Source organism: Streptomyces sp. NPDC002032, from assembly GCF_042890765.1.
Taxonomy (GTDB): domain Bacteria; phylum Actinomycetota; class Actinomycetes; order Streptomycetales; family Streptomycetaceae; genus Streptomyces.
On the sequence record NZ_JBIASM010000029.1, the window covers coordinates 32,466 to 56,214 of the forward strand.

The following is a 23,749-nucleotide window of genomic DNA, read 5'->3' on the forward strand; positions in this document are numbered from 1 at the left end:
CGGCCGTCGGCCCGGCTGACAGGATTCCGGTCACCGTCACAGCGACCCGGGGAGAGCACCATGACCGTCGACGCACCGTACGTCGTCCAGCCCGCGAGCGGCGTCCACGCCTACGTCCAGCCGGACGGGGGCTGGTGCCTCAACAACGCGGGGTTCGTCAGCGACGGCGGTCGGACCCTGCTCGTCGACACCGCCGCCACCGAGCGCCGGGCGCTGGCCCTGCGCGAGGCGGTCCGCGCTTCGGGGGCGCCGCTCCCCCGGACCGTCGTGAACACCCACCACCACGGCGACCACACCTACGGCAACGGGGTGTTCGCCCCCGAGGCCCTGATCGTCGGGCACGACAACGCGCGGGCCGAGCAGCTCGCCGCCGGGCACCAGCTGGAGATGATCTGGCCCGCCACGGACTTCGGCGCGATAGCGATCACCGCCCCCGACCTCACCTTCAGCGAGCGGCTGACCCTGCACGTCGGTGACACCGAGGTGCGGGTGATCCACCCGGGCGTGGCGCACACCACCGGGGACGCGGTCGTGTGGCTGCCCGGGCAGCGCGTCGTCTTCACCGGGGACCTGGTCTTCGCCGGGGGGACGCCCTTCCTCGCGATGGGCTCGCTGTCCGGTTCGCTGCGGGCGCTGGAGCTGCTCGCCTCCCTGGACGCGGAGACCGTCGTACCGGGTCACGGGCCGCTGACCGACCCGTCGGCGTACGAGGCCACCGGCCGCTACCTGCGGTTCGTCGCCGAACTGGCCCGGGAGGGCCGGGACAAGGGGCTGAGCCCGCTGGAGACGGCGCAGGGGGCGGACCTCGGGGAGTTCGCCGCCTGGCGGGAGAGCGAGCGGCTGGTGGCGAACGTGCACCGGGCGTACGCGGAGCTGGCCGGGGAGCCGGAGGGGGCCCCGCTGGACATCATGGCCGTGCTGCGGGACATGACGGTGATGAACGGGGGCACGCCGATCCTGTGTCACGCCTGACACGGGACCGCCCCACGGGTGAGCCCGTCCGGGACCGGGCCGGCGGCCCCCGGGCGGGGCGGGCGCGGGGTGGGCGCGGGGCCGGGCCGGAGGAGTTCTCCGGCCTGCCCCCTGGACGGCATACCGACTGGTCGGCATGATGTCCCGGGACGATCCGTTCCACCCCTCACCGTCGACTCCGTACGGAGGTGCGCACCATGACCGCAGCCCCGGCAGGCTCCCCGAGCCCGCGCGGCCTGGACCTGGAGCGGCTGCGCGGCCATCTCGACGCCGCGCGCCCCGGGCTGGTGACCGGCCCGCTGAGCGGCCGGCTGATCGAGGGGGGCCGCTCGAACCTGACGTACGCGGTCACCGACGGCGCCGCCCGCTGGGTGGTGCGCCGGCCGCCGCTCGGCCACGTCCTGGCCACCGCGCACGACATGCGGCGCGAGCACCGGGTGATCGCCGCCCTGCACGGAACGGCCGTCCCGGTGCCCGAGCCACTGCTGCTGTGCGAGGACGAGGAGGTGCTGGGGGCGCCGTTCTACGTCATGGAGTTCGTGGACGGGGTCCCGTACCGCAGCGCCGCGCAGCTGGCGGGGATCGGCCCCGAGCGGACCCGGCGGGCGGTGCTCGCCCTGGTGGACACCCTGGTCGACCTGCACGCCGTGGACCCGGCGGCGGTCGGGCTGGGCGACTTCGGCCGCCCCGAGGGCTTCCTCGACCGGCAGCTGCGCCGCTGGGGCAAGCAGCTCGCGGCCTCCCGGGGCCGGGAGCTGGCGGGGATCGACGAGCTGCACGCGGCGCTCGGCCGGGCGCTGCCCGCCTCCCCCGCGCCGACGGTGGTGCACGGGGACTTCCGGCTGGACAACGTACTGATCGGCGGCCCGGACGACTCGATCCGGGCGGTGCTGGACTGGGAGATGTCCACGCTGGGCGATCCGCTCACCGACCTCGGGCTGCTCGTCATGTACAGCTCCGACCTGGGCCTGACCGACTCCCCGGTCAGCACGACGAGCCGGGCGCCGGGGCATCCGGAGCCGGCCGAGCTGATCGCGCGGTACGCCGCCCGCTCCGGCCGGGACACCGGGGCCATCGCCTGGTACACGGCCTTCGCGTGGTTCAAGCTCGCGGTGATCCTCGAAGGCATCCACTACCGCTTCACGCTCGGGCAGACGGTCGGCGCGGGCTTCGACCGGATCGGCGAACTGGTCCCGGTCTTCATCGAGCACGGTCTGACCACCCTCCAGGAAGGCTGAGCAGCACCCATGGACTTCGCATTCGACTCCCGTACCGAGGAACTCCGCGAGCGGCTGCTCGCGTTCATGGAGGAGTACGTCTACCCGGCGGAGGCCCTCGCCGCCGAGCAGCGCGCGCGGCTGGCCTCGCCCTGGGACACCCCGGCCGTCTTCGGCGAACTGAAGGCCGAGGCGCGCCGCCAGGGCCTGTGGAACCTCTTCCTGCCCGACGCGGAGTACGGCGCCGGGCTGACCAACCTCCAGTACGCCCCGCTCGCCGAGATCACCGGCCGCAGTCCGCACCTGGCGCCGATGGCGACCAACTGCGCGGCCCCGGACACCGGGAACATGGAGCTGCTGGCGCAGTTCGGCGACGAGCGGCAGAAGAAGCAGTGGCTGGAGCCACTGCTGGCGGGCGAGATCCGTTCGGCCTTCGCGATGACCGAGCCCGAGGTCGCCTCCTCGGACGCGACGAACATCGAGACGCGGATCGAGCGCGCCGGTGACGAGTACGTGGTCACGGGCCGCAAGTGGTACATCTCCGGGGCGATGAACCCGGACTGCAAGATCTTCATCGTGATGGGCAAGACCGACCCGGAGGGCGCCGATCCGCGCCGCCAGCAGTCGATGGTCCTGGTCCCCCGCGACACGCCGGGCGTCGAGGTCCGCCGGGCGATGACGGTGTACGGGTACGCGGACCACGACCACGGCGGGCACGCCGAGGTGGTCTTCGACGGGGCCCGGGTCCCGGCGGCGAACCTGATCGGCGCGGAGGGCACCGGCTTCGCCATCGCCCAGGCGCGGCTCGGCCCGGGCCGGATCCACCACTGCATGCGGCTGATCGGCATGGCGGAGCGGGCCGTGGAGCTGATGTGCCGGCGCGCGGTGGGGCGTACGGCCTTCGGCAAGGAGCTGGCCGCGCAGGGGGTGGTGCAGGGCTGGATCGCCGATGCCCGGGTCACCATCGAACAGCTGCGGCTGCTGGTGCTGAAGACGGCCTGGCTGATGGACACGGCCGGGAACCGGGGCGCGCACACCGAGATCCAGGCCATCAAGATCGCGACTCCGCGCGCGGTCGTGGAGATCCTTGACCGGGCGGTGCAGCTGCACGGCGCGGGCGGGGTGAGCCAGGACCTCCCGCTGGCCGAACTGTGGGCGGCCGCGCGGACGCTGCGGCTGGCGGACGGTCCCGACGAGGTGCACCAGCGCTCGCTGGCGCGCCGGGAGCTGCGGCCGTACGCCGGCCGGGGCTGAACGTGGGGCATTCGTGCGGGAGTTCGGTGGAACGTGTGTGCACGGTGAAGGCGATGCGGGGGGCTGATTGAGAAACCTTGTTGAATAACCCCGGAAGGCCGGGGTGATCTTGATTTGCTCCTGTCAATCGGAACAGGGTTCTCCAGAAGGTTCGACGCCCCACACGTCACCACGAGGAGATCCCTCCACATGGCAACTCACAAGCGCTCGCGCGGTTTCCGGTACGCGGCAGTCGTCACGGGAGCCGCCACCGCGGCCGCCGTGACCCTGCTCGCCACCCCTTTCGCGGGAGCGGCGGCACCGGCCGAAGGCACCGTCTACGGACTGGGCGCACCCGGTGCGATCGACGGCAGTTACGTCGTCATCCTCGACGGATCCGCCGACAAGCAGAAGCTCGCCGACAAGTACGGAGGCGAACTGCAACGCTCCTACGGCTCCCGGGTCAACGGCTTCTCGGCCTCGGGGCTGAGCGAGACCGAGGCCAAGCGGCTCGCGGCCGACCCGGCGGTCGGCAAGGTCGTGCAGAACAAGAAGTTCTCCGCCAAGGCCACCCAGCCCAACCCCCCGTCGTGGGGGCTGGACCGCATCGACCAGACCGCGAAGGAGGGGGACAAGAAGTACGTCTACCCGGACGGGGCGGGTGAAGGGGTGACGGCGTACGTCATCGACACCGGCATACGCGTGACCCACAAGGACTTCGGCGGCCGCGCCACCAGCGGCTTCGACGCCGTGGACAACGACGACAGCGCCGACGACGGCAACGGCCACGGCACGCACGTGGCCGGGACCATCGCGGGCACCGCCCACGGGGTCGCCAAGAAGGCGAAGCTGGTCGCCGTGCGGGTGCTGGACGACAACGGCTCGGGCACCACCGAGCAGGTGGTCGCCGGCATCGACTGGGTCACCCAGCACCACTCCGGGCCCTCCGTGGCCAACATGAGCCTCGGCGGCGGCGCGGACGAGGCCCTCGACGAGGCCGTGCGCCGGGCCGTGGCCTCGGGCATCACGTTCGCCGTCGCGGCGGGCAACGAGTCGGCCGACGCCGGGCAGGGCTCCCCGGCCCGGGTCCCCGAGGCCCTCACGGTGGCGTCGAGCACCATCGACGACGCGCAGTCATCCTTCTCCAACTTCGGTTCCGTGGTGGACCTGTACGCGCCGGGCTCCGACATCACCTCGGACTGGAACGACAGCGACAGCGGTACGAAGACCATCTCCGGCACCTCCATGGCCACCCCGCACGTGGCGGGAGCCGCGGCCGTCTACCTCGGCGGCCACCCGTCGTCGACCCCGGCGCAGACCGCCACGGCCCTGACCGCGGCGGCGACGGCGGGAGCGGTGACCAACCCGTCGGCGGGCACGGCGAACAAGCTGCTGAAGGTGGCCCCGTAGCGGAAGACCGGGCGTAGCGGTCCCCGCCCGTCCTCCCGCCGCCCCCGCCAGGGGTGGCCGGGGGGGACGGGCCGGACCGGCGTCCGGGCGGGACTCCGGGCGGCGGAGGCGGAGGGGACCTTCGCCCCCCGGAGTCCCGGCCGGAAGGGACGGAAGGGGAGCTTCCGGTGGGCTATATTCGGTACATCCCCCCACCGAAGGTGCATATCGCCATGCCCAGCTCCACCCTGACCCCGGCCGTCCCCGCCCCGGCGCCGCAGGCCCCGGCCGCCACCCCGATTGCGGCTGCGGCTCCGGCTCCGGCCGCGCGCCTGGCCAACCCCGGACCGCTCGGCCTCGCCGCGTTCGCGCTGACCACCTTCGTGCTCAGCCTCTTCAACTCGGGCCTGATCGCGAACGCCGCCCTCAGCGCCGTCGTCCTGCCCCTGGCGCTCTTCTACGGCGGCCTCGCCCAGTTCGTCGCGGGCGTGCTGGAGTTCCGCCGCGGCAACACCTTCGGCACCACCGCGTTCGTCTCGTACGGCGCGTTCTGGATGGCCTTCGCCGGCTACGTGAAGTTCGTCGTCCCGACCCTGCCGGCCGGCCAGGCGCACATCGCCACCGGCTGGTTCCTGATCGCCTGGTTCGTCTTCACCGCGTACATGGCGGTCGCCGCCCTGAAGCTGGACCTGGCGCACCGGGCCCTGTTCACCGTCCTCGCGCTGACCTTCCTCTTCCTCGCCCTCGGCGACCTCACCCAGGTCACCGCGCTCGGCCACGCCGGCGGCTGGCTCGGCCTGCTGTGCGCGGGCATCGCCTGGTACGTCTCCTTCGCCGGGGTGGCCGAGGAGACCTGGGGCCGCAAGGTCCTCCCGCTGGGCTGAGGCCGCTGGACCGGGGCGGCCGGGTGGCGCCGCCGGGCTGGGGCCCGCGCGGCCTCAGGCCCGGTCGCGTGCGAGCGCGAGGATGCCGGCCGCCGCGCCGATGACCTCGTCGAGCACCTCCCGGGAGCGGACCAGGTCGCCGATCATCCGGTCGATCCGGTCCCGCTCCTCGCTCAGTTCGGCCACCAGCGCCGGGGTGGCGCGCACCGACGGGCCGCCGTCCTCGTCCCGCATGCAGGGCAGGATCCGCGCGATCCTGGCGCTGTGCAGGCCGGCCGCGTAGAGCTCCTGGATCCGGATGACCCGGTCGACGGCCCGCTCGGGGAAGTCACGGTGGCCGCCGGGCGTCCGGTCGGAGGCCAGGAGCCCCTGCTCCTCGTAGTAGCGCAGGGAGCGCGCGCCGACCCCGGTGCGCCGTGCCAGCTCGCCGATCCGCATGTCCCGCTCCCCCTGCCGCCCTTGAACCTCACACCGGTGTCACGTTTTACGGTACCGGCATGACGCAGACACCGCAGGCATCGGAGGCACCGGCCTTCTCGTCCCGCCTCTTCGAACCCGCCCGTCTCGGCGGCCTCGTACTCCCCAACCGCCTCGTGATGGCCCCGCTGACGCGCAACCGCGCCGGAGCCGACGGGGTGCCCGGTGAGCTGATGGCCGCCCACTACGCGCAGCGCGCCTCGGCCGGGCTGATCATCGCCGAGGGCACCACCCCGAACGCCGTCGGCCAGAGCTACCCGCACATCCCGGGCATCCACACGCCGGAGCAGATCGCCGGCTGGCGCCGGGTCACCGGGGCGGTGGGCGCCGCCGGGGGGCGGATGTTCCTCCAGCTCCAGCACGCCGGGCGGGTCGGCCACCCCGACACCAGCGGCCACGTACCGCTCGCCCCGTCGGCCGTCCGCTTCCCGGAGCCGCTGCCCACGCCCGGCGGGCTCCGGGAGGGGGTCACGCCCCGCGCGATGACGGCGGCGGACATCGGCGCCACCCTCGCCGACTTCGCGACGGCCGCCCGCAACGCCGTCGCGGCGGGATTCGCCGGGGTGGAGGTGCACTCCGCCAACGGCCACCTGCTGCACCAGTTCCTCTCGCGCAACACCAACCTGCGCACCGACGCCTGGGGTGGCTCCGTCGAGGGGCGGATCCGCTTCACCGTCGAAGTGGTCCGGGCCGTCGTGGCGGCGGTCGGCCGCGACCGGGTCGGCGTCCGGATCTCCCCCGGAGCGAACGTCAACGGCATCGAGGAGGGCGGGACCGGGGAGCTCTACCCCGCCCTGGCCGAGGCGCTCGCCGAGCTGGAGCCGGTCTACCTGCACCAGGTGCACGCCGACCCGGACGACGCCCTCTACGCGGAGATCCGGGGGCTCTGGCCGGGCACGCTGATCGCCAACCCCGCCCTGTCCCGCGAGGAGGTCGCGGCCGACGGCGGCAAGGCCCGGGGCGAACGCCTGCTGGCCGCGGGCGCCGACCTGATCGCGCTGGGGCGGGGCTTCGTCGCCAACCCCGACTTCGTGGCACGGCTGCGCACGGGGGCGCCCCTGAACGAGCTCCGTCCGGAGTTCCTGATGCACGTCGGGGGCGCGGAGGGCTACAACGACTACCCGGCGCTCCAGTACGGCTGCGCGTGACCGGCTGTACGTGACTGGGTGTACGTGACTGGCTGTACGAGTGCCTACGGGCGCAGGGAGCGCAGCAGCAGGTCGGCGAGGTGGTCGGCCACCTGGTGCGGGGTGAGGGGGCCGTCCGTGCGGTACCAGGTCGACAGGTGGTGCACGGAGCCGAAGTAGAAGTCGACCACCAGGTCCGCGGGGGTGGCCATGGCGAACACCCCGTTCTTCTGCCCCTCTTCGACCAGCGCCCGGAACCGCTCGTGGTAGCGCCGCCGCTCGGCCCGCACCTGCTTGTACTTCTCCGGGCTCAGCTGGTGCATCGACCGGAAGAAGATCATCGCGTCGTCGAGGTTCTCGATCGTGGTGACCACCACGTCGGCGGCGGCGGCCCGCAGCCGCTCCTCCACCGGGGCGTCGGATCCGGCCACCGCGTCGAGTCGCTGCTGCTGGAGGCGCAGCATCCGCGCGTACACCTCGTGCAGCAGGTCGTCCTTGGAACCGAAGTAGTGGTACAGCGCGCCCTTGGTCACACCGGCCGCCTCGACGATCTCCTGGACGGAGGTGCGGTCGTAGCCGCGCTCGGCGAACAGCCTGGTGGCGACGGCCAGCAGCCGCTGCGGCACCGGGGTCTCCCGGCCCACGCCCTCGGGTCCCTCGGTGGTGCTGGCGCCCATGGTGCCCGCCTTCCTCTCCTGATGCATCGCATTCCCGGCATTCCCGCGCTGTACGACCGTCCGACGGTTTTCAGCCTCGGTCGCGCAGTTCACGTCGCAGGATCTTGCCACTGGTCGTCCGGGGAAGAACAGGCAGGATCTCCACCTCGCGCGGGTACTTGTACGCGGCCAGCCGCTCGGCGCAGTACGCGGACAGCTCCGCCGGGCCGACGGTGGCGCCGGGGCGCAGGCTGACGTACGCCTTCACGCTCTCGCCCCGGTAGTCGTCGGGCACGCCGACGACGGCCGCGTCGCGGACCGCCGGGTGCGCGTGGAGGACGTCCTCCACCTCCCTCGGCCAGACCTTGAACCCGGAGGCGTTGATCATGTCCTTCTTGCGGTCGACGACGTAGAGCCAGCCGTCCGCGTCCATGAAGCCGATGTCGCCGGTGCGCAGTTCGCCGTCCGGGAAGGCCGCGGCGCTCTCCTCGGGGCGGCCCCAGTAGCCGGGGACGACCTGGGGGCCGCGGACGGCGATCTCGCCGCTCTCGCCGAAGGGCAGCTCGGCGCCCTGCTCGTCGAGGATCCGTACGAGGGTCTGCGCGCCGGGGACGCCGACCGAGAGGGTGCCGGAGGCGGGGTCGACGGGGGCTTCGAGGTGCGCGGGGACCGAGGCGCAGGCGGCGGTGGTCTCGGTGAGGCCGTACCCGTTGCGCAGGTGGCAGCCGAAGGCGTCGCGCAGACGTGCGACCAGGGCGGGCGGCAGCGGGGCGCCGCCGGAGGAGACCACCTGGAAGGAGGCGAAGTGCTCGGGGGTGGCCGCGGGGTGGGCGGTGAGGGCCGTGAAGGCGGTGGCCGGTCCGATGGTGTAGGCGGGGCGGTGTTCGAGGAAGGCGTCCAGGACGGTGCCCGCGTCGAAGCGGTGGGCGAGGACGAGGGTGCCCGCGTTGGTGAAGCAGGCGGCGAGCTCGCAGACCATGCCGGTGATGTGGAAGAGCGGGGCGAGGGCGAAGTAGCCGGCGCCCGGCGGCACGGGGTGGCCGGTGACCTGGCGGGTGGCGTTGTAGGTGAGGGCGCCGTGCGGGTTCATGGCGCCCTTGGGGGTGCCGGAGGTGCCGGAGGTGTAGCTGATCAGGGCGAGGTCGGCGGCGGTGAGCCGCGGATCGGGCGGCGCGGGGTGGCCCTGGCGGGCCACGGAGGCGAGGTCGGCGGGTCGGGGGCCGGGCCGGAGCCCGGGGCCGGCCGCCGGGGCGGACGGGGCGGACGGGGGTGGCGGGCCGGACAAGGGTGGCGGGAGGACGCGGGGGTCGTCGCGGGTCTGGAAGTCGTGGGGGTCGGCCGTGAGGACGGTGTGCACCCCGGTGTCCGGAACGCACGCGCTCAGGTACGCCGTCCAGGCCCGGTCCTCGCAGACGAGCACGGCGGCGCCGGAGTCGCGCAGGGCGTGGCCGGCCTCGGCGGACTTGTACATCGGGTTCAGCGGTACGACCACGGCCCCGGCCTTCCAGGCGGCCAGCACCGCGAGCACGAAGTGCGGCGTGTTCTGGAGCATGACGGCGACCCGGTCGCCCCGCCGCACCCCGCGCGCGGCGAGGTGTCCGGCGAGGGAGTCGGAGAGGGCGTCGGCCTCGGCGTAGCCGGTCCGGCCGTCGAAGTAGGCGAGGGCCGGGTGCTGCGGGGCCCGGGCGACGGCGGCCCGGAAGGCGTCCAGCACCGTGGGCGGCGGGCTGACCGGAGCCAGCTGGGCCGCACTCAGCCGCCCGAGCCACGGCCGGGCCCCGTAACGGGACCACCCCGCAGCCCCACCCGGCCCGGCCGGCTCCGGCTGGCCGGGCTGGTCGCCCTGCCCCGTCCGCGAGGCGTTCCCGCCCGGCTCGCCCTGCTCCGCCTGCTCGTGCTGCCCACCCTGCGCGCGCGGCCCCGCCGGTGAGGCCTGCCCGTGCCGCCCCGCGTGCACGGCCTGCTCCGGCCGGCCGGGCTGCTCGCTCTGCTCGGCCTGCTCGGCCTGCGCATGCTGCCCGGCCTGCTCTCCGGCGCGGGGCGGGGGCGTCATGAGGATTCCCATTTCTGCTGGAGGCGGTTCATGTTGCCCAGCCACCGGTCCGGGTCGCCGGCGCGGGCGGCGTAGTAGTCCGCCACCTCGGGGTGCGGGAGGATCAAGAACCGGCCCTTCTCCATGCCGTCGAACAGTGCTTCCGCCACCGCGTCCGGCTCGATCGCGGTCGGCGCCAGCACGAGCTCGCCCGCCGAGCCCGCGGCGGTCAGCATGTCGGTGCGCACGCCCTGCGGGCAGATGGCGTGGACCTGGACGCCCCGGTGGCGGTAGGTCAGCGAGAGCCATTCCGCGAAGGCGAGGGCACCGTGCTTGCTGACACTGTACGGCGCCGCTCCGATCATGGTCAGCAGCCCGGCGGCGGAGACGGTGGACACGAACCGGCCGCCGCCGCGCTCCAGCCAGTCGGGCAGCAGGGCCCGGGCGGCGCGCACGTGGGCCATCACATTGGTGTCCCAGGCCGCCGCCCAGACGTCCTCGTCCGCGAACGCGTCCCCGCCGGAGGCGAGTCCGGCGTTGGCGCAGTAGACGTCGACGGCGCCGCCGAGGGCTTCGCGGGCCTGGGCGACGACCGTCGAGGCGTCGCCGGGGACCGCGACGGCCCGGGCGCCGATCGCGCCCGCGACGGCGGCCGCCTTGGCGGGGTCGAGGTCGTTGACGACGACCGTGGCCCCTTCGGCTGCGAAGCGGTGGGCCAGGGCGGCGCCGATCCCGCCGCCCGCGCCGGTGACGACGACTCGCTGGTCCTGGTACGCGCTCACGGGGATCACCTTTCGCCGCTGACTGCCGGATCCCGGGCAGACTAACCAGTCGGTATGTCGGGGCGGAAGGGGGGAGCGGCCTTAGCGTGTCCGGATGACGCTGTCACGACGCGGGGTGCTGGGACTGGCGGGGGCCGTGGGTGCCGTGGGTGCCGTGGGGGGCGCCGGAGCCGTGGGGGCCGCGGCGGCGCCCGCCCCGGCCGCCGCCGCCCGGGTGCGGACGGGCTTCGAGCGGCTCGCCGCCGACGGGTACGCGGAACTCGCCGGCCAGCGCGTCGGGGTCGTCACCAACCCCACCGGCATCACCGCCGACGCCCGCCACCTGGTCGACGTACTGCACGCCGACCCCCGGGTGGACCTGGTCGCGGTGTTCGGGCCCGAGCACGGGTTCCGCGGGACGGCGCAGGCCGGCGGCTCGGAGGGGTCCGGCCGCGATCCTGCCACGGGGCTGCCCGTGTACGACACGTACGACAAGAGCGGGCAGCGGCTCGCGGACCTCTTCACGGCGGCGGGCGTCGACACCGTCGTCTTCGACATCCAGGACGTCGGGGCCCGCTTCTACACCTACGTCTGGACCCTCTACGACTGCATGCGCGCGGCCGCCCTCGCCGGCAAGGCGGTGGTGGTGCTGGACCGGCCCAACCCGGTGGGCGGCCGGCGGGCGGCCGGGCCGGTGCTGGAGCGCCCGTACGCGAGTTTCGTCGGCCGGGAGCCGATCGCGCTGGCCCACGGCATGACGGCGGCCGAACTGGCCCTGCTGTTCAACGGGGAGTTCCTGAGGGCGAGTCCGGCGCGGCTGCGGACGGTGGCGATGACGGGCTGGCGGCGCGGATCCCTCTTCGGCGCGACGGGGCTGCCGTGGGTGCCGCCGAGCCCCAACATGCCGACCCCGGACACCGCCCTCGCCTACGCCGGGACCTGCCTGTTCGAGGGAACCAGCCTGTCGGAGGGGCGGGGTACGACCACGCCCTTCGAGGTGCTCGGCGCGGAGGGGCTCGACCGGCGGTGGGCGCAGGAGGCCGACGGGCTGGGGCTGCCGGGGGTGTGGTTCCGGGAGGCCTGGTTCACCCCCTCCTTCTCCAAGCACGCCGGGAAGCCCTGCGGCGGCCTCCGGCTGGTCGTGCACGACCGCGAGGCCTTCGACCCGGTCCGGACGGGCATCGGACTGCTGGTCACGGCGCGGCGGGCGTGGAGCGGGTTCGCCTGGCGGCCGGACCACTGGATCGACCGGCTGACCGGGTCGGACCGGGTCCGCACTCTGGTGGACGCGGGCGCGGGGGTGGAGGAGATCGCGGGCGACTGGGCGGCGGGGCTGGCCCGGTTCGCGGCGGTCCGGGAGGAGTACCTGCTCTACCCCTGATCCCGGAGCCGGAAAGGCCCGATCCGGTGCTGTCGCGGGGCTGGCCGACGGGGACCGGCAGCGGGATGCTGCCTGCACCGGAGGCGCGGAGGGGGAGGTCGTCATGGCGGACAACGGGGCCGTGGGCGGGGCCCGGATCGGGGCCGTGGGCGGGGCAGGGACCGGGGCCGTGGGCGGAGTCGCGACCGGGGCCGGGATCGTGGCCGGGATCGGGATCGGGATCGGGAAGGGAGCCGGGATCGGGGCCGGGGCGGGCGTCAAGGCCGCCTTCGGGCTCCCGGCCGGCCCGGCCGCCGCGGCCGTCCCGGCGGTGGGGGTGGCTCCGTACCAGGAGCTGACCTTCGACGTCCAGGGGGACGTGGACCCGGCGACGCGGGCGGCCGTGGCCCGGATCGACGCCACCGACCTGCTGGTGTTCGCGCACGGGTGGAACAGCGACCGGACCACCGCGACCCGGCTCTTCGACCGCTTCTTCGCCCCCTTCCCCGGCCTGGTCGGCGCCGGGGTGCGGCTCGGGTACGTGGGGGTGGTGTGGCCCTCGATCCGCTTCTCCGACGAGCCGATACCCGACTTCGACCCGCCCGCCGCCGCCGGAACGGCCGCCACCGCCGCCACCGCGCTGGACCCGGCCACCCGCCTCGCGCTCGGGGCCTTCTGGCCCGGCCGGGACGCGGAGCTCGGCCGGGTCGCCCGGCTGCTGGACGAACGGCCGGAGTCGGAGGCGGCCTTCGCCGAGTTCGGGGCGCTCGTACGGGAACTCGTCCAGGTCGACCGGGCCGAGACGACCGCCGCGGCGGCCGGGGCCGACGGCGCCCCCGAGGTGCCGGACCTCTTCGCGCGGGACGTCCTGGAGGTGTGCCGGGCCCTGGCCGACGCCCTGGCCCGGTCGGGGCCGGAGGGCTCCGCCGCACCGGCCTTCGCGCCCGGCGACGGGCTGCGCACCCTGTGGGGCGGCGCGAAGGAGCTGCTGCGCCAGGCAACGTACTACGAGATGAAGAAACGGGCCGGGGTGGTCGGCGAGCGCGGGCTCGGACCGGTGCTGACGGACCTGGCCGGCCGGCGCCCGGCCCTGCGCATCCATCTGATCGGCCACAGCTTCGGGGCGCGGGTGGTGTCCTTCTCGCTGCGCGCCGCGCCCGACGGCGCCCGTCACCTGAAGTCCCTGACGCTCTTGCAGGGCGCCTTCTCGCACTACGCCTTCAGCGACCGCCTCCCCCACGACGCGCGCCGCGGCGGCGCCCTGCGCGGGCTCCAGCGCAAGGTGGCCGGCCCGGTGGTGGCCTGCCACTCCGCCCACGACAGCGCCCTCGGGGTGTTCTATCCGCTGGCCTCCCGGATGGCGGGCGATTCGGCCGGACTGCTGGGCTTCGACGAGCGGTGGGGCGCGGTCGGGCACGACGGGCTGCGGGCCGTACCGGACGCGCCGCGGCTGAGCCTGGAGGCGGCCCTGCGCGACGGGCTGCCGGAGGCGGGCTGCGTCAGTGTGGACGCGGGTTCCGTGGTGCGGCGGGGAGGCCCGCCGTCGGGGGCGCACAGTGACGTCTGCCACGAGGAACTCGCCCGGATCGTGGTCGGCGCGGGGCGCATGGGACGTTGACTTCCGGCCATGTGCCACCCACACGCCTCGACCGCCCCCGCATGCGCCCACATCCGAACGGGCATGTTGGGCACGTCAGGGCGGGCTGCTTCGTTCCACGGAGTAGTGCGAACACAGGTGTGGGCGGGGGCACGGCGGCGGAGGTGAAGGTGCGATGGCGGGATTTCGGAGTCTGGCCTACCAGGTGCGTGACGCGCGCAACGACCGGGCGCTGCGGCGCCATTCGCTGCGCCGCTGCCTGGAACGGTTCGCCCCCTACGGGCACCGGGCGACGTGGTGGCACCTGTGCGACCGGTACGGGATCGCCCCCGAGGACCGGGGTGCGGATCCGCTGCGGCTGGTCGCGGCGCTGGAGGAGCTGGAGGACGCCCGCGCGGTCTGGCTGGAGTACGAGCGGCAGTTCGCGGCGCGGCGCAGACGGGAGAAGCACGACGGCGTACGGCGGCCGGAGTGGGCCTGGGGCGGCAGCGGGGACGCGGTCGTGCGGTGTGCCGATCCGGGTGTGCGGCCGGACGGGTCGCTGGGTGAGGTGCTGCGGCGGCTGGTGAGGGCGCTGGAATCGGAGCCGGGCACGGCCTGCCCGGTGTGCGGGGAGCGGGAACTGCGGTGGCCGGCGGCCCTCCCGGGGCACGGGGCGTGGGCCGGGGCGTGGGCGTGGGACGGGCCGGTGTGCGGGGGCTGCGGGATCGTGGTGCCGAGACCGGCGCTGGCGGACGCCGCGCTGGCGGACGCCGTACTGGCGCACCCGACGGCGGTGCGCCCGGGATCGGTCCACCCGGCCTATCCGGCGTCGGCGGGCGCGGCGTGAGCGTTTCCGGCGCGGGCCGGGCAGGCGGTGCGGGCGCGGCAAGGGGTGGGGGCGGCGTGGACGGCCGGGGCGGCCCGGGGCAGGTGCTCCAGGTGGCGCTGAACGGTTCGCGCGGCGGCGCCGAGGGCGGTGCGGTGCCGATGTCCCCCCGGGACCTGGCGGAATCGGCGCTGGCGGCCGTCGCCGCCGGGGCCGGGGAGGTACTGGTGCACCCGCGAACCCCGTGCGGGCGGGAGGGCCTCTCGCCCCGGGTGGTGGGGCCGTTGCTGGAGGAGTTGCGCGGCACAGGGGTCCGCGTACCTCTCTCGGTCCCCGCGGGGACCGCCGCCGAGCCGGATCCCGGGGAGCGGCTGGAGCGGGTGCGGTCCTGGACGGTGCTGCCGGACCGGGCCGTGGTGCCGTTCGCGCAAGCGGGGGCCCGGCGGCTGGCCCGGGCGCTGCTGGAGCGGGGGGTGGCCGTGGACGCCGTGGTACCGCTGGGCGGCGGGGCCGGTCCGGAGCCGCTGGCCCGGTTCCTGGAGTGGGCCGCGCCGGATCACGGGCGGGTCCGGCTGGTGGCGGAGCTGGCGCGGGCGGACCCGGCGCTGGTGGCGGGGCTGCGCTGGCTGCCGCCGGTGCCGGTGCTGCTGTACGGGCGGGACGCGGCCGCCTGGCCGGTGCTGCGGCTGGCCGCGCGCTGCGGTGCGGCCGCGCGGACCGGCGTAGGGGACGTACTGCTGCTGCCCGACGGGCGGCCGGCGCGCTCCAATGCCGAACTGGTCGCGGCCGCCCGCGCGTTGCTGGATACCGGGGCCGCCGCCGCTACGACAGCCGCGAGCCGCTGAGACGTGTGCCGAAGACGTCGTCCGGGTTGGACAGGGCGCACTTGGCGAGCGACAGGCAGCCGCAGCCGATGCAGTCCGACAGCCGGTCGCGCAGATCGCTGAGCCGCCGGATCCGCTCGTCGAGTTCGGCGCGCCAGCTCTCCGACAGCCGCGCCCAGTCCTCGCGGGTCGGGGTGCGTTCCTCGGGCAGCTCGGCCAGGGCCTCGCGGACGTCGGCGAGCGGGATGCCGACGCGCTGCGCGGCGCGTACGAAAGCGACCCTGCGCAGCGCCTCACGGGTGTAGCGGCGCTGGTTGCCGGCGGTGCGACGGCTGCTGATCAGGCCCTTGGCCTCGTAGAAGTGGAGCGCGGAGACGGCTGCCCCGCTGCGCGCGGAGAGCTGGCCGACCGTGAGTTCGTGGACGTTTTCGGGAATCTGCGGCACACGGCCGAGCGTAGCCGGAGGTGCGTTGACAGACGCATGCGGGCCCCAGCATGCTGAGCAAACGCTTATTCGTCAGCGTCGGAAGACATCGGAAGACAGGGGCAGGGCATGGCCGAACCGAGGATCTTCACCTCCGCCGAGGAACTGCGCGCCGGCATCGGCGAGCCGCTCGGCCCGAGCGGGTGGCTGGAGGTGGACCAGAAGCGGATCGACCTCTTCGCGGACGCGACCGGCGACCACCAGTGGATCCACGTGGACCCCGAGCGGGCGGCCGACGGCCCCTTCGGCTCCACCATCGCGCACGGCTACCTGACCCTGTCGCTGCTCCCGAGCCTGGTCCCGCAGATCATGCGGGTCGAGGGGATGCGGATGGGCATCAACTACGGCGTGGACAAGGTCCGTTTCCCCGCTCCGGTGCCGGTCGGCTCCAGGCTGCGCGCCACCGCCGTGATCACGGCGGTCACCGACGCGGGCGAGGGCGTCCAGGTCGCGGCGACCGTGACGGTCGAGCGCGAGGGCGGCGAGAAGCCGGTGTGCGTGGCGCAGTCGCTGTCGCGCTACTACTTCTGAGCAGCGCCGCCGGGGCCGGGACCGCGTGCGGGGGCGGGGCGCCGGCCTTCCGGGCAATCGCCTACCGGAGCGGGCGGGCGCCGACCATGCGGAGCACGAGGCCGGCGTAGAGGGTGCCGACCTCCTCGGGCGTGCGCGGTCCCGCGGCGCTGAACCAGCGGGCCACGTCGATGCACAGGGACAGCACGGCGAGGGTGGTCCCGGGTACGTCGGGGACGTCGAACTCCCCCGCCCGGACGCCCTCGGCGATGATGCGGCGCACGGCCGCGTCGCTCTGGCGGCGCAGGGCCACGATCTCGCCGCGGTGCTCGGGCGCGAGCGCGTCGAGCTCGTACTGGACCACGCGCGCGGTGGTGTGGTGCGCGGCGTGCCAGCCCACGAAGGACCGGACGGCCGCGTCGAGCCGCTCGGCGGCGGCCCCGGATCCGGCGGCCGCCGTCTCCAGGATCTCCAGCGCCTTGTCGTGGCCGATGCGGCTGATGCGGTGGAGCAGCTCTTCCTTGGTCTTGTAGTGGATGTAGAGCGCGGCCGGGCTCATGCCGGCGCGGCCGGCGATGTCACGGGTGGTGGTCGCGTGGTAGCCGCGCTCCGCGAAGGCGTCGACGGCGGCGACGAGCAGCCGCCGCGCGGCGTCGGGAGTGACCTCCGACCACGGCTGGTAGCCGTCGGTCTGCGCCGCGCCGTCCATCGCTCGCTCACCCTCTTCGCCGTGACAGGAAGCGACAGCCTACCGGAGGGTGAGCAAGCGCTTAGCGTTGACGGGGCGCGAGGCCGCCCTCCTGGCGGTCGCGCACCACCTTGGCCAGGGTGAAGGCCGAGGTGGTCAGGTAGAGGACGGCGATGCCGAGGAAGGCCCGGACCCAGCCGTCCACCCGCAGGTTGTAGATCCCGAGGGCCACGGCGCCCAGCGCGATGGCGAAGGCGGCGACGGCCTGGGCGTGGTAGGCCGCCGTGTTCTGCTGCTTGACGGGTGTCTCGTTCATGACCCCAGCATCGGGCGGGGGCGCGCCGCCCGTATGGGCGCGCGTACTCAGCCCGGTACTCAGCCGTGCGGGGCGGGCCGTGCGTCAGAACGCGGAGACGCCGGTGCGGGCACGGCCGATTAGCAGCTTCTGGATCTGGCTGGTGCCCTCGTAGAGGGTCATCACGCGGGCGTCGCGCAGCAGCTTCCCGGCCGGGTACTCGTCGATGTATCCGTAACCGCCGTGGACCTGGAGGGCGTTGCTCGCGGCGCGCACCGCCGCCTCGGAGGCGAAGAGCTTGGCGGTGGAGGACTCGGTGGCGAAGGGGCGGCCGCGGTCGATCAGGTCGGCCACGCGCCAGGTCAGCAGCCGGGCCGCGTCCACGTCGACGGAGATGTCGGCGATCAGCTCCTGGACCAGCTGGTGGTGGGCGATCGGCTTGCCGAACTGCTCGCGCTGCGCCGCGTACGAGACGGCCGCGTCCAGCGCCGCCTGGGCGATGCCGACGCAGCCGGCGGCCACCGACATCCGACCCTTGGCCAGGGCTGACATGGCCACGGAGAAGCCCTTGCCCTCGGGGCCCAGGAGGGCGGAGGCGGGCACGCGGACGCCGTCGAGGGTGAGTTCGGCGGTGGCCTGGCCGCGCAGGCCGAGCTTGCCGTGCACCTCGCGGCGGGTCAGGCCGGGGGTGTCGGCGGGGACGAGGAAGGCGGAGATCCCGCGGTGGCCGGGCTCGCCGCCGGTGCGGGCGAAGAGGAGGACGACATCGGCCCAGGTGCCGTTGGTGATGAACATCTTGCTGCCGCTGATGACGTACGCGTCCCCCTCGCGCACGGCGCGGGTGGCGAGGGCCGCCGCGTCGGAACCGGTGCCGGGCTCGGTCAGGCCGAAGCAGCCGAGCGCCTCGCCGGAGCACAGCCGCGGCAGCCAGTGGCGCTTCTGCTCCTCGGTGCCCCAGGCGGCGACGGTCTTGGCGACGAGGCCGAGGGAGACGGAGACGATGCCGCGCACGGCGGAGTCGCCGCGGCCCAGTTCCTCGGTGACGAGGACGTAGGAGAGGTGGTCGCCGCCGGAGCCGCCGTACTCCTCGGGGACGGTGAGGCCGAGGAAGCCCAGGTCGCCGAGTTTCCTCACGATGGACCGGTCGACGCTCTCGGCGCGGTCCCAGTCGGCGGCGTACGGGGCGATCTCGCGGTCGGTGAACGCGCGGGCGAGGGCGCGTACGGCCTCCTGCTCCTCGCTGAGCTCCAGGTTCACGGGGGCCTCCGGGCGGGTCTTGTGGCGGGCCGCGGGCGTTTAACTAGCGCCGGTAGTTTATGGCGGTCAGGGCCTACTATGTGGCGCATGGCCAGACCGCGCAAGCCCCTCCTCAGCAGAGACCGCATCGTCGAGGCCGCCGGGGCGCTGGTGGACGCGGAAGGGCTGGAGGCCGTCTCCACGCGGCGGCTGGCGGCCGCGCTCGGAGTCAGCGGGCCGTCGCTCTACAACCACTTCCGGACCAAGGACGCGATCCTGGAGGCGGTGGCGGACGCGGTGAGCGCCCGGGTCGACCTGTCGATGTTCGAGGGCCACGGCGGGGACGGGGACGGCGAAGGCCGGGAGGGCGGCGGCCGGGACGGCGACGGCCGGGACGGCGACGGCCGGGACGGCGGCCGGGGCCCCGGCGACTGGAGGTCGGCGCTGCACGCCTGGGCGCACTCCTACCGGGACGCCCTGTCGGACCATCCGAACATCGTGCCGGTGCTGGCACGGGGGCCCGGACGGCGGCCCGCCGGACTCCGGCTGGCGGACGCGGTGTTCGGGGCGATGACGGCGGCGGGCTGGCCCCCGGCCCACGCGACGCGCATCGGCGCCCTGATGCGGTACTTCATCCTGGGCTCGGCAGTGGCCTCCTTCGCCGGCGGCTTCGTCGACGACGAGGCGGCGTACGACCCGGTGGACTACCCGCACCTGGGCCGCGCCCACCTGCTGGCGGAACGCGGCCGCGAGGTGGACGAGGGCGCCTTCGAGACGGGCCTCACCGCCCTCCTGGACGGCCTGGCCCTCCAGTACGAGGCGCTCCGGACGCCCTCCGCATGACCGGCCGGATCACCCCGTAGCCGCGCCCCGGCCCCCGGTCCGGGCACGGGGCGCGGCCCGGCCCGGGCACCTGCGGCCCGGGCGGGGCTGCGGCCCGGGCGGGGCTGCGGGTCAGGCTCCGAAGACGACCAGGGCGCGGCCGCCCTTGCCCGCGAGCATGGCGTCGAAGGCGGCCGGGATGCCGTCGAGGGTGATGCGGTCGGTGACGAGCGCGCCGAGGTCGAGGCGGCCCGCCCGGACGTGCTCGGCGATCACCGGGAGGTCGCGGGCCGGGTCGCTGTTGCCGTAGACGCAGCCGGTGAGGGTGCGGGCGAAGTGGAAGATCTCCAGGGCGTGGAAGGTGACCCGCTCCTCCTTGCCGCCGATGCCGACGACCGTGGTGCGGCCGCCCCGGCGGGTGGAGTCCCAGGCGGCACGGATGCTGGCGGCCCGGCCGGCGCATTCGACGGCGACATCCGCGCCCTGTCCGCCGGTGAGCGCGCGGATCTGCTTGGCGGTGGTGTCGGAGGCGAGCACGAAGTGGGTGGCCCCGGCCGCGCGGGCCAGCTCCTCCTTCGCCGGGGAGACGTCGACGGCCACGATCGGGCCCGCCTGGGCGATCCGGGCGGCCTGGAGCGCCGCCAGACCGACCCCGCCGGCCCCGAACACGGCCACCGACTCGCCCGGACGGACCTGGGCGCTGTGGTGGACGGCGCCGTAGCCGGTGAGCACCGCGCAGCCGAGGAGGGCTGCTTCGGGCAGCGGGATCCCGGCGGGCGCGGGCAGGACGCAGTTCGCCGCGACGACGGTCTCCTCGGCGAAGGCGGCGACGTTGAGCCCGGGGTGCAGCTCGGTGCCCTCCGCGTCATGGGCGTGGACCGCGCCGACCCCGGTCAGGGCCTTCGCGCAGAGCCACACCTCGCCGCGCCGGCAGGAGTGGCACTCCCCGCAGGAGGGGGCCCAGTTGAGCACCACACCGTCGCCCGGGGCGACGTGGGTGACGCCCTCACCGACGGCGAGGACCGTCCCCGAGCCCTCGTGGCCCAGGACGGCGGGGACGGGAACCCGCATGGTGCCGTTGGTGAGGGAGAGGTCGGAGTGGCAGACGCCGGCTGCGGCGAGCCGCACCCGGACCTGCCCGGGGCCGGGTTCGGGCAGCACGATGTCCCGTATCTCCAGCGGGGCTCCGACGGCGGGCAGGATGGCGGCACGGACCATGGTCGTCGTCTCCTTCGGTCTTCGGGTGCTTGCGCGGTCAGTGCGGCGGGGCCGCGGTCAGAACTGCGGGGACGTGATCAGCATTGCAGGGACCTGGTCAGAACTGCAGGGACTTGGTCTGGAGGTACTCCCCCAGGCCGTGCGGGCCCAGTTCACGGCCCACGCCCGACTGCTTGTAGCCGCCGAAGGGCGCGCGCACGTTGAAGCGGCCGCCGTTGATGTCCACCTGACCGGTGTCCATGCGGCGGGCGAAGGCCGCGGCCGTCTCCGCGTCCGCCGCCCAGACGGCGCCGCCCAGGCCGTAGACGGTGCCGTTGGCGATGCGCACGGCGTCCTCCTCGTCCTCGTACGGGAGGATCGCCAGCACGGGGCCGAAGATCTCCTCCTGCGCGATGGCCATCTCGGGGGTGACGTCCGCGAACACGGTCGGGGTGACGAAGTACCCCTGCTCGTGGGGCGCGTCGGGGCCGCCGGCGACGAGGCGCGCCCCCTCGTCGATGCCCTTGGTGATGTACCCGCGCACGCGGGCTTGCTGCTTCGCGTTGATCACCGGGCCGAGGCGGGTGGCCGGATCACGGGGGTCGCCGGTGGGGTACTTGGCGACGGAGGCGGCCGCGAGGGACACGGCCTCCTCGTACTGCTCCCGCTGGACGAGCATGCGGGTGAGCGCGTTGCAGCTCTGGCCGGAGTTGCTCATGACGTCGGCGACTCCCGCCGCGACGGCCTTGGCCAGATCGGCTCCGGGCAGGATGACGTTCGCCGACTTGCCGCCGAGTTCGAGGGCGACGCGCTTGACGGCGGCGCCCGCGATGGCGCCGATCTTCTTGCCGACGGCGGTCGAGCCGGTGAAGGAGACGAGGTCGACCCCTTCGTGCTCGGCCAGCGCCTGGCCGGCGACCGGGCCGGTACCGGTCACCAGGTTGAAGACTCCGGCCGGGATGCCCGCCTCGTGCACGGCTTCGGCGAAGAGCTGTGCGGTCAGCGGGGTGTCCTCGGCCGGCTTGAGGACGAGGGTGCAGCCGGCGGCGAGAGCGGGTGCCACCTTGGCAACGACCTGGTGCAGGGGATAGTTCCAGGGGGTGATGGCCCCGACCACGCCGACCGGCTCCAGCAGCACGGTGGAGTTCCCGATCCGCTCCTCGAAGGCGTACGAGGCGGCCAGCTCGGCGTAGGAGGAGGCCACGGCGATCGGCGCCCCGACGTGGACGGCCTCCGAGAAGCCGAGGGTGGCACCGAGTTCGGCGGTGATGGTCTCGGCGATCTCGCCCTTCCGGGCGGCCAGCACATCGCGCAGGGCCCCGATCAGGGCGCCCCGGTCGGCCGGAGCCGTGGCCGCCCAGCCGGGGAGGGCCGCGCGGGCCGCGCGTACGGCCGCGTCCACGTCCTCGGCGCTGCCGGCCGGGACGGTGGCGAGGACCTGCTCGTCGGCCGGGTTGACGACCTCGATCCGGTCGGCTCCGGCGGCGGGCCGCCATTCCCCGCCGATGTACATCCCGTCGTGGGCCTTCATGGCATTTCCTCCCGAGCACGTACGAGCGCGTGGACCTGACGTCGTCGACACCATACAAACTAGCGTCGGTAGTTTTCCGGGCGCCAGGGTCCGCCGGGATCAGATGATGCCGAAAAGCATCCCCGCCGCCAGGACCACCAGGGAGGTGAGGGCCGCCCATTTCACGGTGAACCGGGTGTGGTCGCCGAATTCGACCCGGGCCATGCCGACGAGGACGTAGACGGCCGGAACCAGCGGGCTCGACATGTGCAGGGCCTGCCCGACGAGGGAGGCACGGGCGATCTCCAGCGGGGAGACCCCGTGGGCGGCGCCCGCTTCGGCCAGGACGGGCAGGACGCCGAAGTAGAAACCGTCGTTCGACATGAAGTAGGTCAGCGGCAGGCTGAGCAGCCCGGTGACGAGGGCCATGTGCGGCCCCATGCCCTCGGGGATGGCTCCGACCAGCCAGTCCGCCATGTGCTTGACCATGCCCGTACCGCTGAGCACGCCCGTGAAGACGGCGGCCGCGAAGACCATGCCCGCGACGTTGAGGACGTTGTCCGCGTGCGCGGCGATGCGGGCCTTCTGGTCGGGCATGTGCGGGAAGTTCACGGTGAGCGCGAGGGCGGCCCCGAGCAGGAACAGCACCGGGATCGGGAGCAGCTCCATGATCATCGCGGTGAGCAGGACGACGGTGAGGCTCGCGTTGAACCAGTAGAGGCGGGGCCGCAGCGTCGGCCGGTCGGGGTCGAGCCCCTGGAACACCTCGCCCCGCGGCTCCGCGGCGTACGCGGCACCGGCGGCGGTGGCGTCCGGCCCGGCGCCGGAGCCCGCGGCGGCGGGGGCGGGGGCGGGGGCGGGGGCGGGGGCGGGGGCGCCCGAGTCGGCGGCGGAACGGGCACCCTGCCCGCCCTGCCCCACCGTGACCAGGGACTCCTCCTCGGTCTCCCCGGTCTCCACCGCCCGTGCGGCCCCTGCGGTCTCCTCGACGGGCATGACCAGCGAGCCGACGCGGCGGCGCTCCCTGAGACCGAGGACGTACGCCAGCACGAGGACGGCCAGCAGCCCCGCCGCGAGGGCGGGGATCATCGGGACGAAGACATCGGCCGCGTCCACCTTGAGCGCGGTGGCGGCGCGGGCCGTGGGGCCGCCCCAGGGCAGGGTGTTCATCACGCCGTTGGCGGTCGCGGCGACGCCCGTCATGACCACCAGGCTCAGGCCGAGCCGCTTGTAGAGCGGGTACATGGCCGAGACGGTGATCATGAAGGTCGTCGAGCCGTCCCCGTCGAGCGAGACGATCGCGGCGAGCACGGCCGTGCCCACCACGACGCGCATCGGGTCCGCCTTGCAGAAGCGCAGGATGCCCCGGACGATCGGGTCGAACAGGCCGACGTCGATCATCACGCCGAAGTAGACGATGGCGAACATCAGCATGGCGGCGGTCGGTGCGAGCTTGCCGACGCCTTCGATGACGTAGTCCCCCAGGTGCGCGCCCTTTCCGGCGAACACGCAGAAGAGCGCGGGGATGAGGACGAGCGCCGCGATGGGCGACATTTTCTTCAGCATGATCAGCACCAGGAAGGTGGCGATCATGGCGAAGCCGAGGAAGGTCAGCATGCAGGGAACGTAGGTGCCGCCCACGGGCGCCAACAAGACGTCGACGCGTGAGC

General features: G+C 74.3%; 22 protein-coding genes and 1 pseudogene. 12 read left to right on the plus strand and 11 right to left on the minus strand.

Going from position 1 to position 23,749, the window contains the following annotated elements; all coding sequences use genetic code 11:
- Nucleotides 1–60 precede the first annotated feature (60 nt).
- The 5 genes from ACFYYT_RS34820 (at nucleotide 61) to ACFYYT_RS34840 (ending at nucleotide 5,695) form a co-directional block, all read left to right on the plus strand.
- Entirely contained in the window at nucleotides 61–972 is a 912-nt protein-coding gene (locus ACFYYT_RS34820) for an MBL fold metallo-hydrolase (protein ID WP_351822493.1), read from the plus strand.
- Nucleotides 973–1,169: 197 nt separating this feature from the next.
- A complete protein-coding gene (locus ACFYYT_RS34825) occupies nucleotides 1,170–2,210 on the plus strand; it encodes a phosphotransferase family protein (RefSeq protein ID WP_351822496.1) in 1,041 nt (346 codons plus the stop codon).
- A gap of 9 nt (nucleotides 2,211–2,219) precedes the next feature.
- Complete coding sequence (locus ACFYYT_RS34830) at nucleotides 2,220–3,443, plus strand: acyl-CoA dehydrogenase family protein (RefSeq protein WP_351822499.1); 1,224 nt, start codon at nucleotides 2,220–2,222, stop codon at nucleotides 3,441–3,443.
- Between the two features lie 189 nt (nucleotides 3,444–3,632).
- Complete coding sequence (locus ACFYYT_RS34835; RefSeq protein WP_351822501.1) at nucleotides 3,633–4,832, plus strand: S8 family serine peptidase; 1,200 nt, start codon at nucleotides 3,633–3,635, stop codon at nucleotides 4,830–4,832.
- A 212-nt stretch (nucleotides 4,833–5,044) separates the two neighbouring features.
- Nucleotides 5,045–5,695: an acetate uptake transporter gene (locus ACFYYT_RS34840; RefSeq protein WP_351822504.1), complete on the plus strand. Its 651-nt coding sequence runs from the start codon at nucleotides 5,045–5,047 to the stop codon at nucleotides 5,693–5,695.
- 54 nt (nucleotides 5,696–5,749) lie between these two features.
- Here the strand turns inward: ACFYYT_RS34840 and ACFYYT_RS34845 are convergent, their stop codons facing one another.
- The gene (locus tag ACFYYT_RS34845) at nucleotides 5,750–6,133 is read right to left on the minus strand and encodes a MerR family transcriptional regulator (RefSeq protein ID WP_351822506.1); all 384 of its coding nucleotides are present in this window, start codon (nucleotides 6,131–6,133) and stop codon (nucleotides 5,750–5,752) included.
- A gap of 59 nt (nucleotides 6,134–6,192) precedes the next feature.
- Here ACFYYT_RS34845 and ACFYYT_RS34850 point away from each other — a divergent pair, with 59 nt between their 5' ends.
- On the plus strand, nucleotides 6,193–7,320 hold the full coding sequence (locus tag ACFYYT_RS34850; RefSeq protein WP_351822508.1) for an alkene reductase: 1,128 nt from the start codon (nucleotides 6,193–6,195) through the stop codon (nucleotides 7,318–7,320).
- A 44-nt stretch (nucleotides 7,321–7,364) separates the two neighbouring features.
- Here ACFYYT_RS34850 and ACFYYT_RS34855 read toward each other — a convergent pair whose 3' ends face one another.
- The 3 genes from ACFYYT_RS34855 to ACFYYT_RS34865 all read right to left on the minus strand — a co-directional run bounded on the left by ACFYYT_RS34855 (nucleotide 7,365) and on the right by ACFYYT_RS34865 (nucleotide 10,778).
- A complete protein-coding gene (locus ACFYYT_RS34855; RefSeq protein ID WP_351822511.1) occupies nucleotides 7,365–7,976 on the minus strand; it encodes a TetR/AcrR family transcriptional regulator in 612 nt (203 codons plus the stop codon).
- Between the two features lie 70 nt (nucleotides 7,977–8,046).
- The gene (locus tag ACFYYT_RS34860) at nucleotides 8,047–10,008 is read right to left on the minus strand and encodes an AMP-binding protein (protein WP_351822513.1); all 1,962 of its coding nucleotides are present in this window, start codon (nucleotides 10,006–10,008) and stop codon (nucleotides 8,047–8,049) included.
- A complete protein-coding gene (locus ACFYYT_RS34865; RefSeq protein ID WP_351822516.1) occupies nucleotides 10,005–10,778 on the minus strand; it encodes an SDR family oxidoreductase in 774 nt (257 codons plus the stop codon). The genes ACFYYT_RS34860 and ACFYYT_RS34865 overlap by 4 nt, the downstream gene beginning before the upstream one ends.
- An 85-nt stretch (nucleotides 10,779–10,863) precedes the next feature.
- Here ACFYYT_RS34865 and ACFYYT_RS34870 point away from each other — a divergent pair, with 85 nt between their 5' ends.
- From ACFYYT_RS34870 to ACFYYT_RS34885, 4 genes are all read left to right on the plus strand, one after another.
- Entirely contained in the window at nucleotides 10,864–12,129 is a 1,266-nt protein-coding gene (locus tag ACFYYT_RS34870) for a DUF1343 domain-containing protein (protein ID WP_351822519.1), read from the plus strand.
- A 103-nt stretch (nucleotides 12,130–12,232) separates the two neighbouring features.
- Nucleotides 12,233–13,726, plus strand: a complete 1,494-nt coding sequence (locus ACFYYT_RS34875) for a serine-threonine protein kinase (protein WP_351822522.1) — start codon at nucleotides 12,233–12,235, stop codon at nucleotides 13,724–13,726.
- A gap of 154 nt (nucleotides 13,727–13,880) precedes the next feature.
- Nucleotides 13,881–14,534, plus strand: coding sequence for a hypothetical protein (locus tag ACFYYT_RS34880; RefSeq protein WP_351822524.1), 654 nt, complete (start codon nucleotides 13,881–13,883; stop codon nucleotides 14,532–14,534).
- A gap of 56 nt (nucleotides 14,535–14,590) precedes the next feature.
- A complete protein-coding gene (locus ACFYYT_RS34885; RefSeq protein ID WP_351822527.1) occupies nucleotides 14,591–15,358 on the plus strand; it encodes a 3-keto-5-aminohexanoate cleavage protein in 768 nt (255 codons plus the stop codon).
- Here the strand turns inward: ACFYYT_RS34885 and soxR are convergent.
- Nucleotides 15,336–15,782 (minus strand): redox-sensitive transcriptional activator SoxR, encoded by a 447-nt coding sequence (gene soxR / locus ACFYYT_RS34890; protein WP_351822530.1) that lies wholly within the window; start codon nucleotides 15,780–15,782, stop codon nucleotides 15,336–15,338. The genes ACFYYT_RS34885 and soxR overlap by 23 nt on opposite strands.
- Nucleotides 15,783–15,890: 108 nt before the next feature.
- Here soxR and ACFYYT_RS34895 point away from each other — a divergent pair, with 108 nt between their 5' ends.
- The gene (locus tag ACFYYT_RS34895) at nucleotides 15,891–16,352 is read left to right on the plus strand and encodes a MaoC family dehydratase (RefSeq protein ID WP_351822533.1); all 462 of its coding nucleotides are present in this window, start codon (nucleotides 15,891–15,893) and stop codon (nucleotides 16,350–16,352) included.
- 61 nt (nucleotides 16,353–16,413) lie between these two features.
- Here the strand turns inward: ACFYYT_RS34895 and ACFYYT_RS34900 are convergent, their stop codons facing one another.
- The 3 genes and pseudogenes from ACFYYT_RS34900 to ACFYYT_RS34910 form a co-directional block, all read right to left on the minus strand.
- Nucleotides 16,414–17,040: a TetR/AcrR family transcriptional regulator gene (locus tag ACFYYT_RS34900; protein ID WP_351822536.1), complete on the minus strand. Its 627-nt coding sequence runs from the start codon at nucleotides 17,038–17,040 to the stop codon at nucleotides 16,414–16,416.
- A gap of 82 nt (nucleotides 17,041–17,122) precedes the next feature.
- Nucleotides 17,123–17,335 (minus strand): annotated as a pseudogene (locus tag ACFYYT_RS34905) (YiaA/YiaB family inner membrane protein); the annotation flags it as partial.
- 84 nt (nucleotides 17,336–17,419) lie between these two features.
- Nucleotides 17,420–18,571, minus strand: a complete 1,152-nt coding sequence (locus ACFYYT_RS34910) for an acyl-CoA dehydrogenase family protein (RefSeq protein WP_351822539.1) — start codon at nucleotides 18,569–18,571, stop codon at nucleotides 17,420–17,422.
- An 87-nt stretch (nucleotides 18,572–18,658) separates the two neighbouring features.
- On the opposite strand from ACFYYT_RS34910, the gene ACFYYT_RS34915 reads away from it, so the two are divergent.
- Nucleotides 18,659–19,393, plus strand: coding sequence for a TetR/AcrR family transcriptional regulator (locus tag ACFYYT_RS34915; protein WP_351822543.1), 735 nt, complete (start codon nucleotides 18,659–18,661; stop codon nucleotides 19,391–19,393).
- Nucleotides 19,394–19,504: 111 nt separating this feature from the next.
- Here the strand turns inward: ACFYYT_RS34915 and ACFYYT_RS34920 are convergent, their stop codons facing one another.
- The 3 genes from ACFYYT_RS34920 to ACFYYT_RS34930 all read right to left on the minus strand — a co-directional run bounded on the left by ACFYYT_RS34920 (nucleotide 19,505) and on the right by ACFYYT_RS34930 (nucleotide 23,696).
- Nucleotides 19,505–20,590 (minus strand): Zn-dependent alcohol dehydrogenase, encoded by a 1,086-nt coding sequence (locus ACFYYT_RS34920; RefSeq protein WP_351822546.1) that lies wholly within the window; start codon nucleotides 20,588–20,590, stop codon nucleotides 19,505–19,507.
- 97 nt (nucleotides 20,591–20,687) lie between these two features.
- Nucleotides 20,688–22,100 carry an aldehyde dehydrogenase family protein gene (locus ACFYYT_RS34925; RefSeq protein ID WP_351822549.1) on the minus strand — a complete coding sequence of 471 codons (1,413 nt, stop codon included), beginning with the start codon at nucleotides 22,098–22,100 and terminating at the stop codon, nucleotides 20,688–20,690.
- 99 nt (nucleotides 22,101–22,199) lie between these two features.
- Nucleotides 22,200–23,696: a citrate:proton symporter gene (locus tag ACFYYT_RS34930; RefSeq protein ID WP_351822552.1), complete on the minus strand. Its 1,497-nt coding sequence runs from the start codon at nucleotides 23,694–23,696 to the stop codon at nucleotides 22,200–22,202.
- Nucleotides 23,697–23,749 lie beyond the last annotated feature (53 nt).

Coding starts and splice junctions, on each gene's coding strand:
- ACFYYT_RS34835 (WP_351822501.1), top strand. CDS start 3,633: ATGGCAACTCACAAGCGCTCGCGCGGTTTCCGGTACGCGGCAGTCGTC.
- ACFYYT_RS34855 (WP_351822511.1), bottom strand. CDS start 7,976: ATGGGCGCCAGCACCACCGAGGGACCCGAGGGCGTGGGCCGGGAGACC.
- ACFYYT_RS34880 (WP_351822524.1), top strand. CDS start 13,881: ATGGCGGGATTTCGGAGTCTGGCCTACCAGGTGCGTGACGCGCGCAAC.
- ACFYYT_RS34925 (WP_351822549.1), bottom strand. CDS start 22,100: ATGAAGGCCCACGACGGGATGTACATCGGCGGGGAATGGCGGCCCGCC.
- ACFYYT_RS34840 (WP_351822504.1), top strand. CDS start 5,045: ATGCCCAGCTCCACCCTGACCCCGGCCGTCCCCGCCCCGGCGCCGCAG.
- ACFYYT_RS34850 (WP_351822508.1), top strand. CDS start 6,193: ATGACGCAGACACCGCAGGCATCGGAGGCACCGGCCTTCTCGTCCCGC.
- ACFYYT_RS34920 (WP_351822546.1), bottom strand. CDS start 20,590: ATGGTCCGTGCCGCCATCCTGCCCGCCGTCGGAGCCCCGCTGGAGATA.
- ACFYYT_RS34825 (WP_351822496.1), top strand. CDS start 1,170: ATGACCGCAGCCCCGGCAGGCTCCCCGAGCCCGCGCGGCCTGGACCTG.
- ACFYYT_RS34875 (WP_351822522.1), top strand. CDS start 12,233: ATGGCGGACAACGGGGCCGTGGGCGGGGCCCGGATCGGGGCCGTGGGC.
- ACFYYT_RS34930 (WP_351822552.1), bottom strand. CDS start 23,696: ATGCTGACCTTCCTCGGCTTCGCCATGATCGCCACCTTCCTGGTGCTG.
- ACFYYT_RS34895 (WP_351822533.1), top strand. CDS start 15,891: ATGGCCGAACCGAGGATCTTCACCTCCGCCGAGGAACTGCGCGCCGGC.
- ACFYYT_RS34915 (WP_351822543.1), top strand. CDS start 18,659: ATGGCCAGACCGCGCAAGCCCCTCCTCAGCAGAGACCGCATCGTCGAG.
- ACFYYT_RS34845 (WP_351822506.1), bottom strand. CDS start 6,133: ATGCGGATCGGCGAGCTGGCACGGCGCACCGGGGTCGGCGCGCGCTCC.
- ACFYYT_RS34900 (WP_351822536.1), bottom strand. CDS start 17,040: ATGGACGGCGCGGCGCAGACCGACGGCTACCAGCCGTGGTCGGAGGTC.
- ACFYYT_RS34870 (WP_351822519.1), top strand. CDS start 10,864: ATGACGCTGTCACGACGCGGGGTGCTGGGACTGGCGGGGGCCGTGGGT.
- ACFYYT_RS34830 (WP_351822499.1), top strand. CDS start 2,220: ATGGACTTCGCATTCGACTCCCGTACCGAGGAACTCCGCGAGCGGCTG.
- ACFYYT_RS34820 (WP_351822493.1), top strand. CDS start 61: ATGACCGTCGACGCACCGTACGTCGTCCAGCCCGCGAGCGGCGTCCAC.
- ACFYYT_RS34860 (WP_351822513.1), bottom strand. CDS start 10,008: ATGACGCCCCCGCCCCGCGCCGGAGAGCAGGCCGGGCAGCATGCGCAG.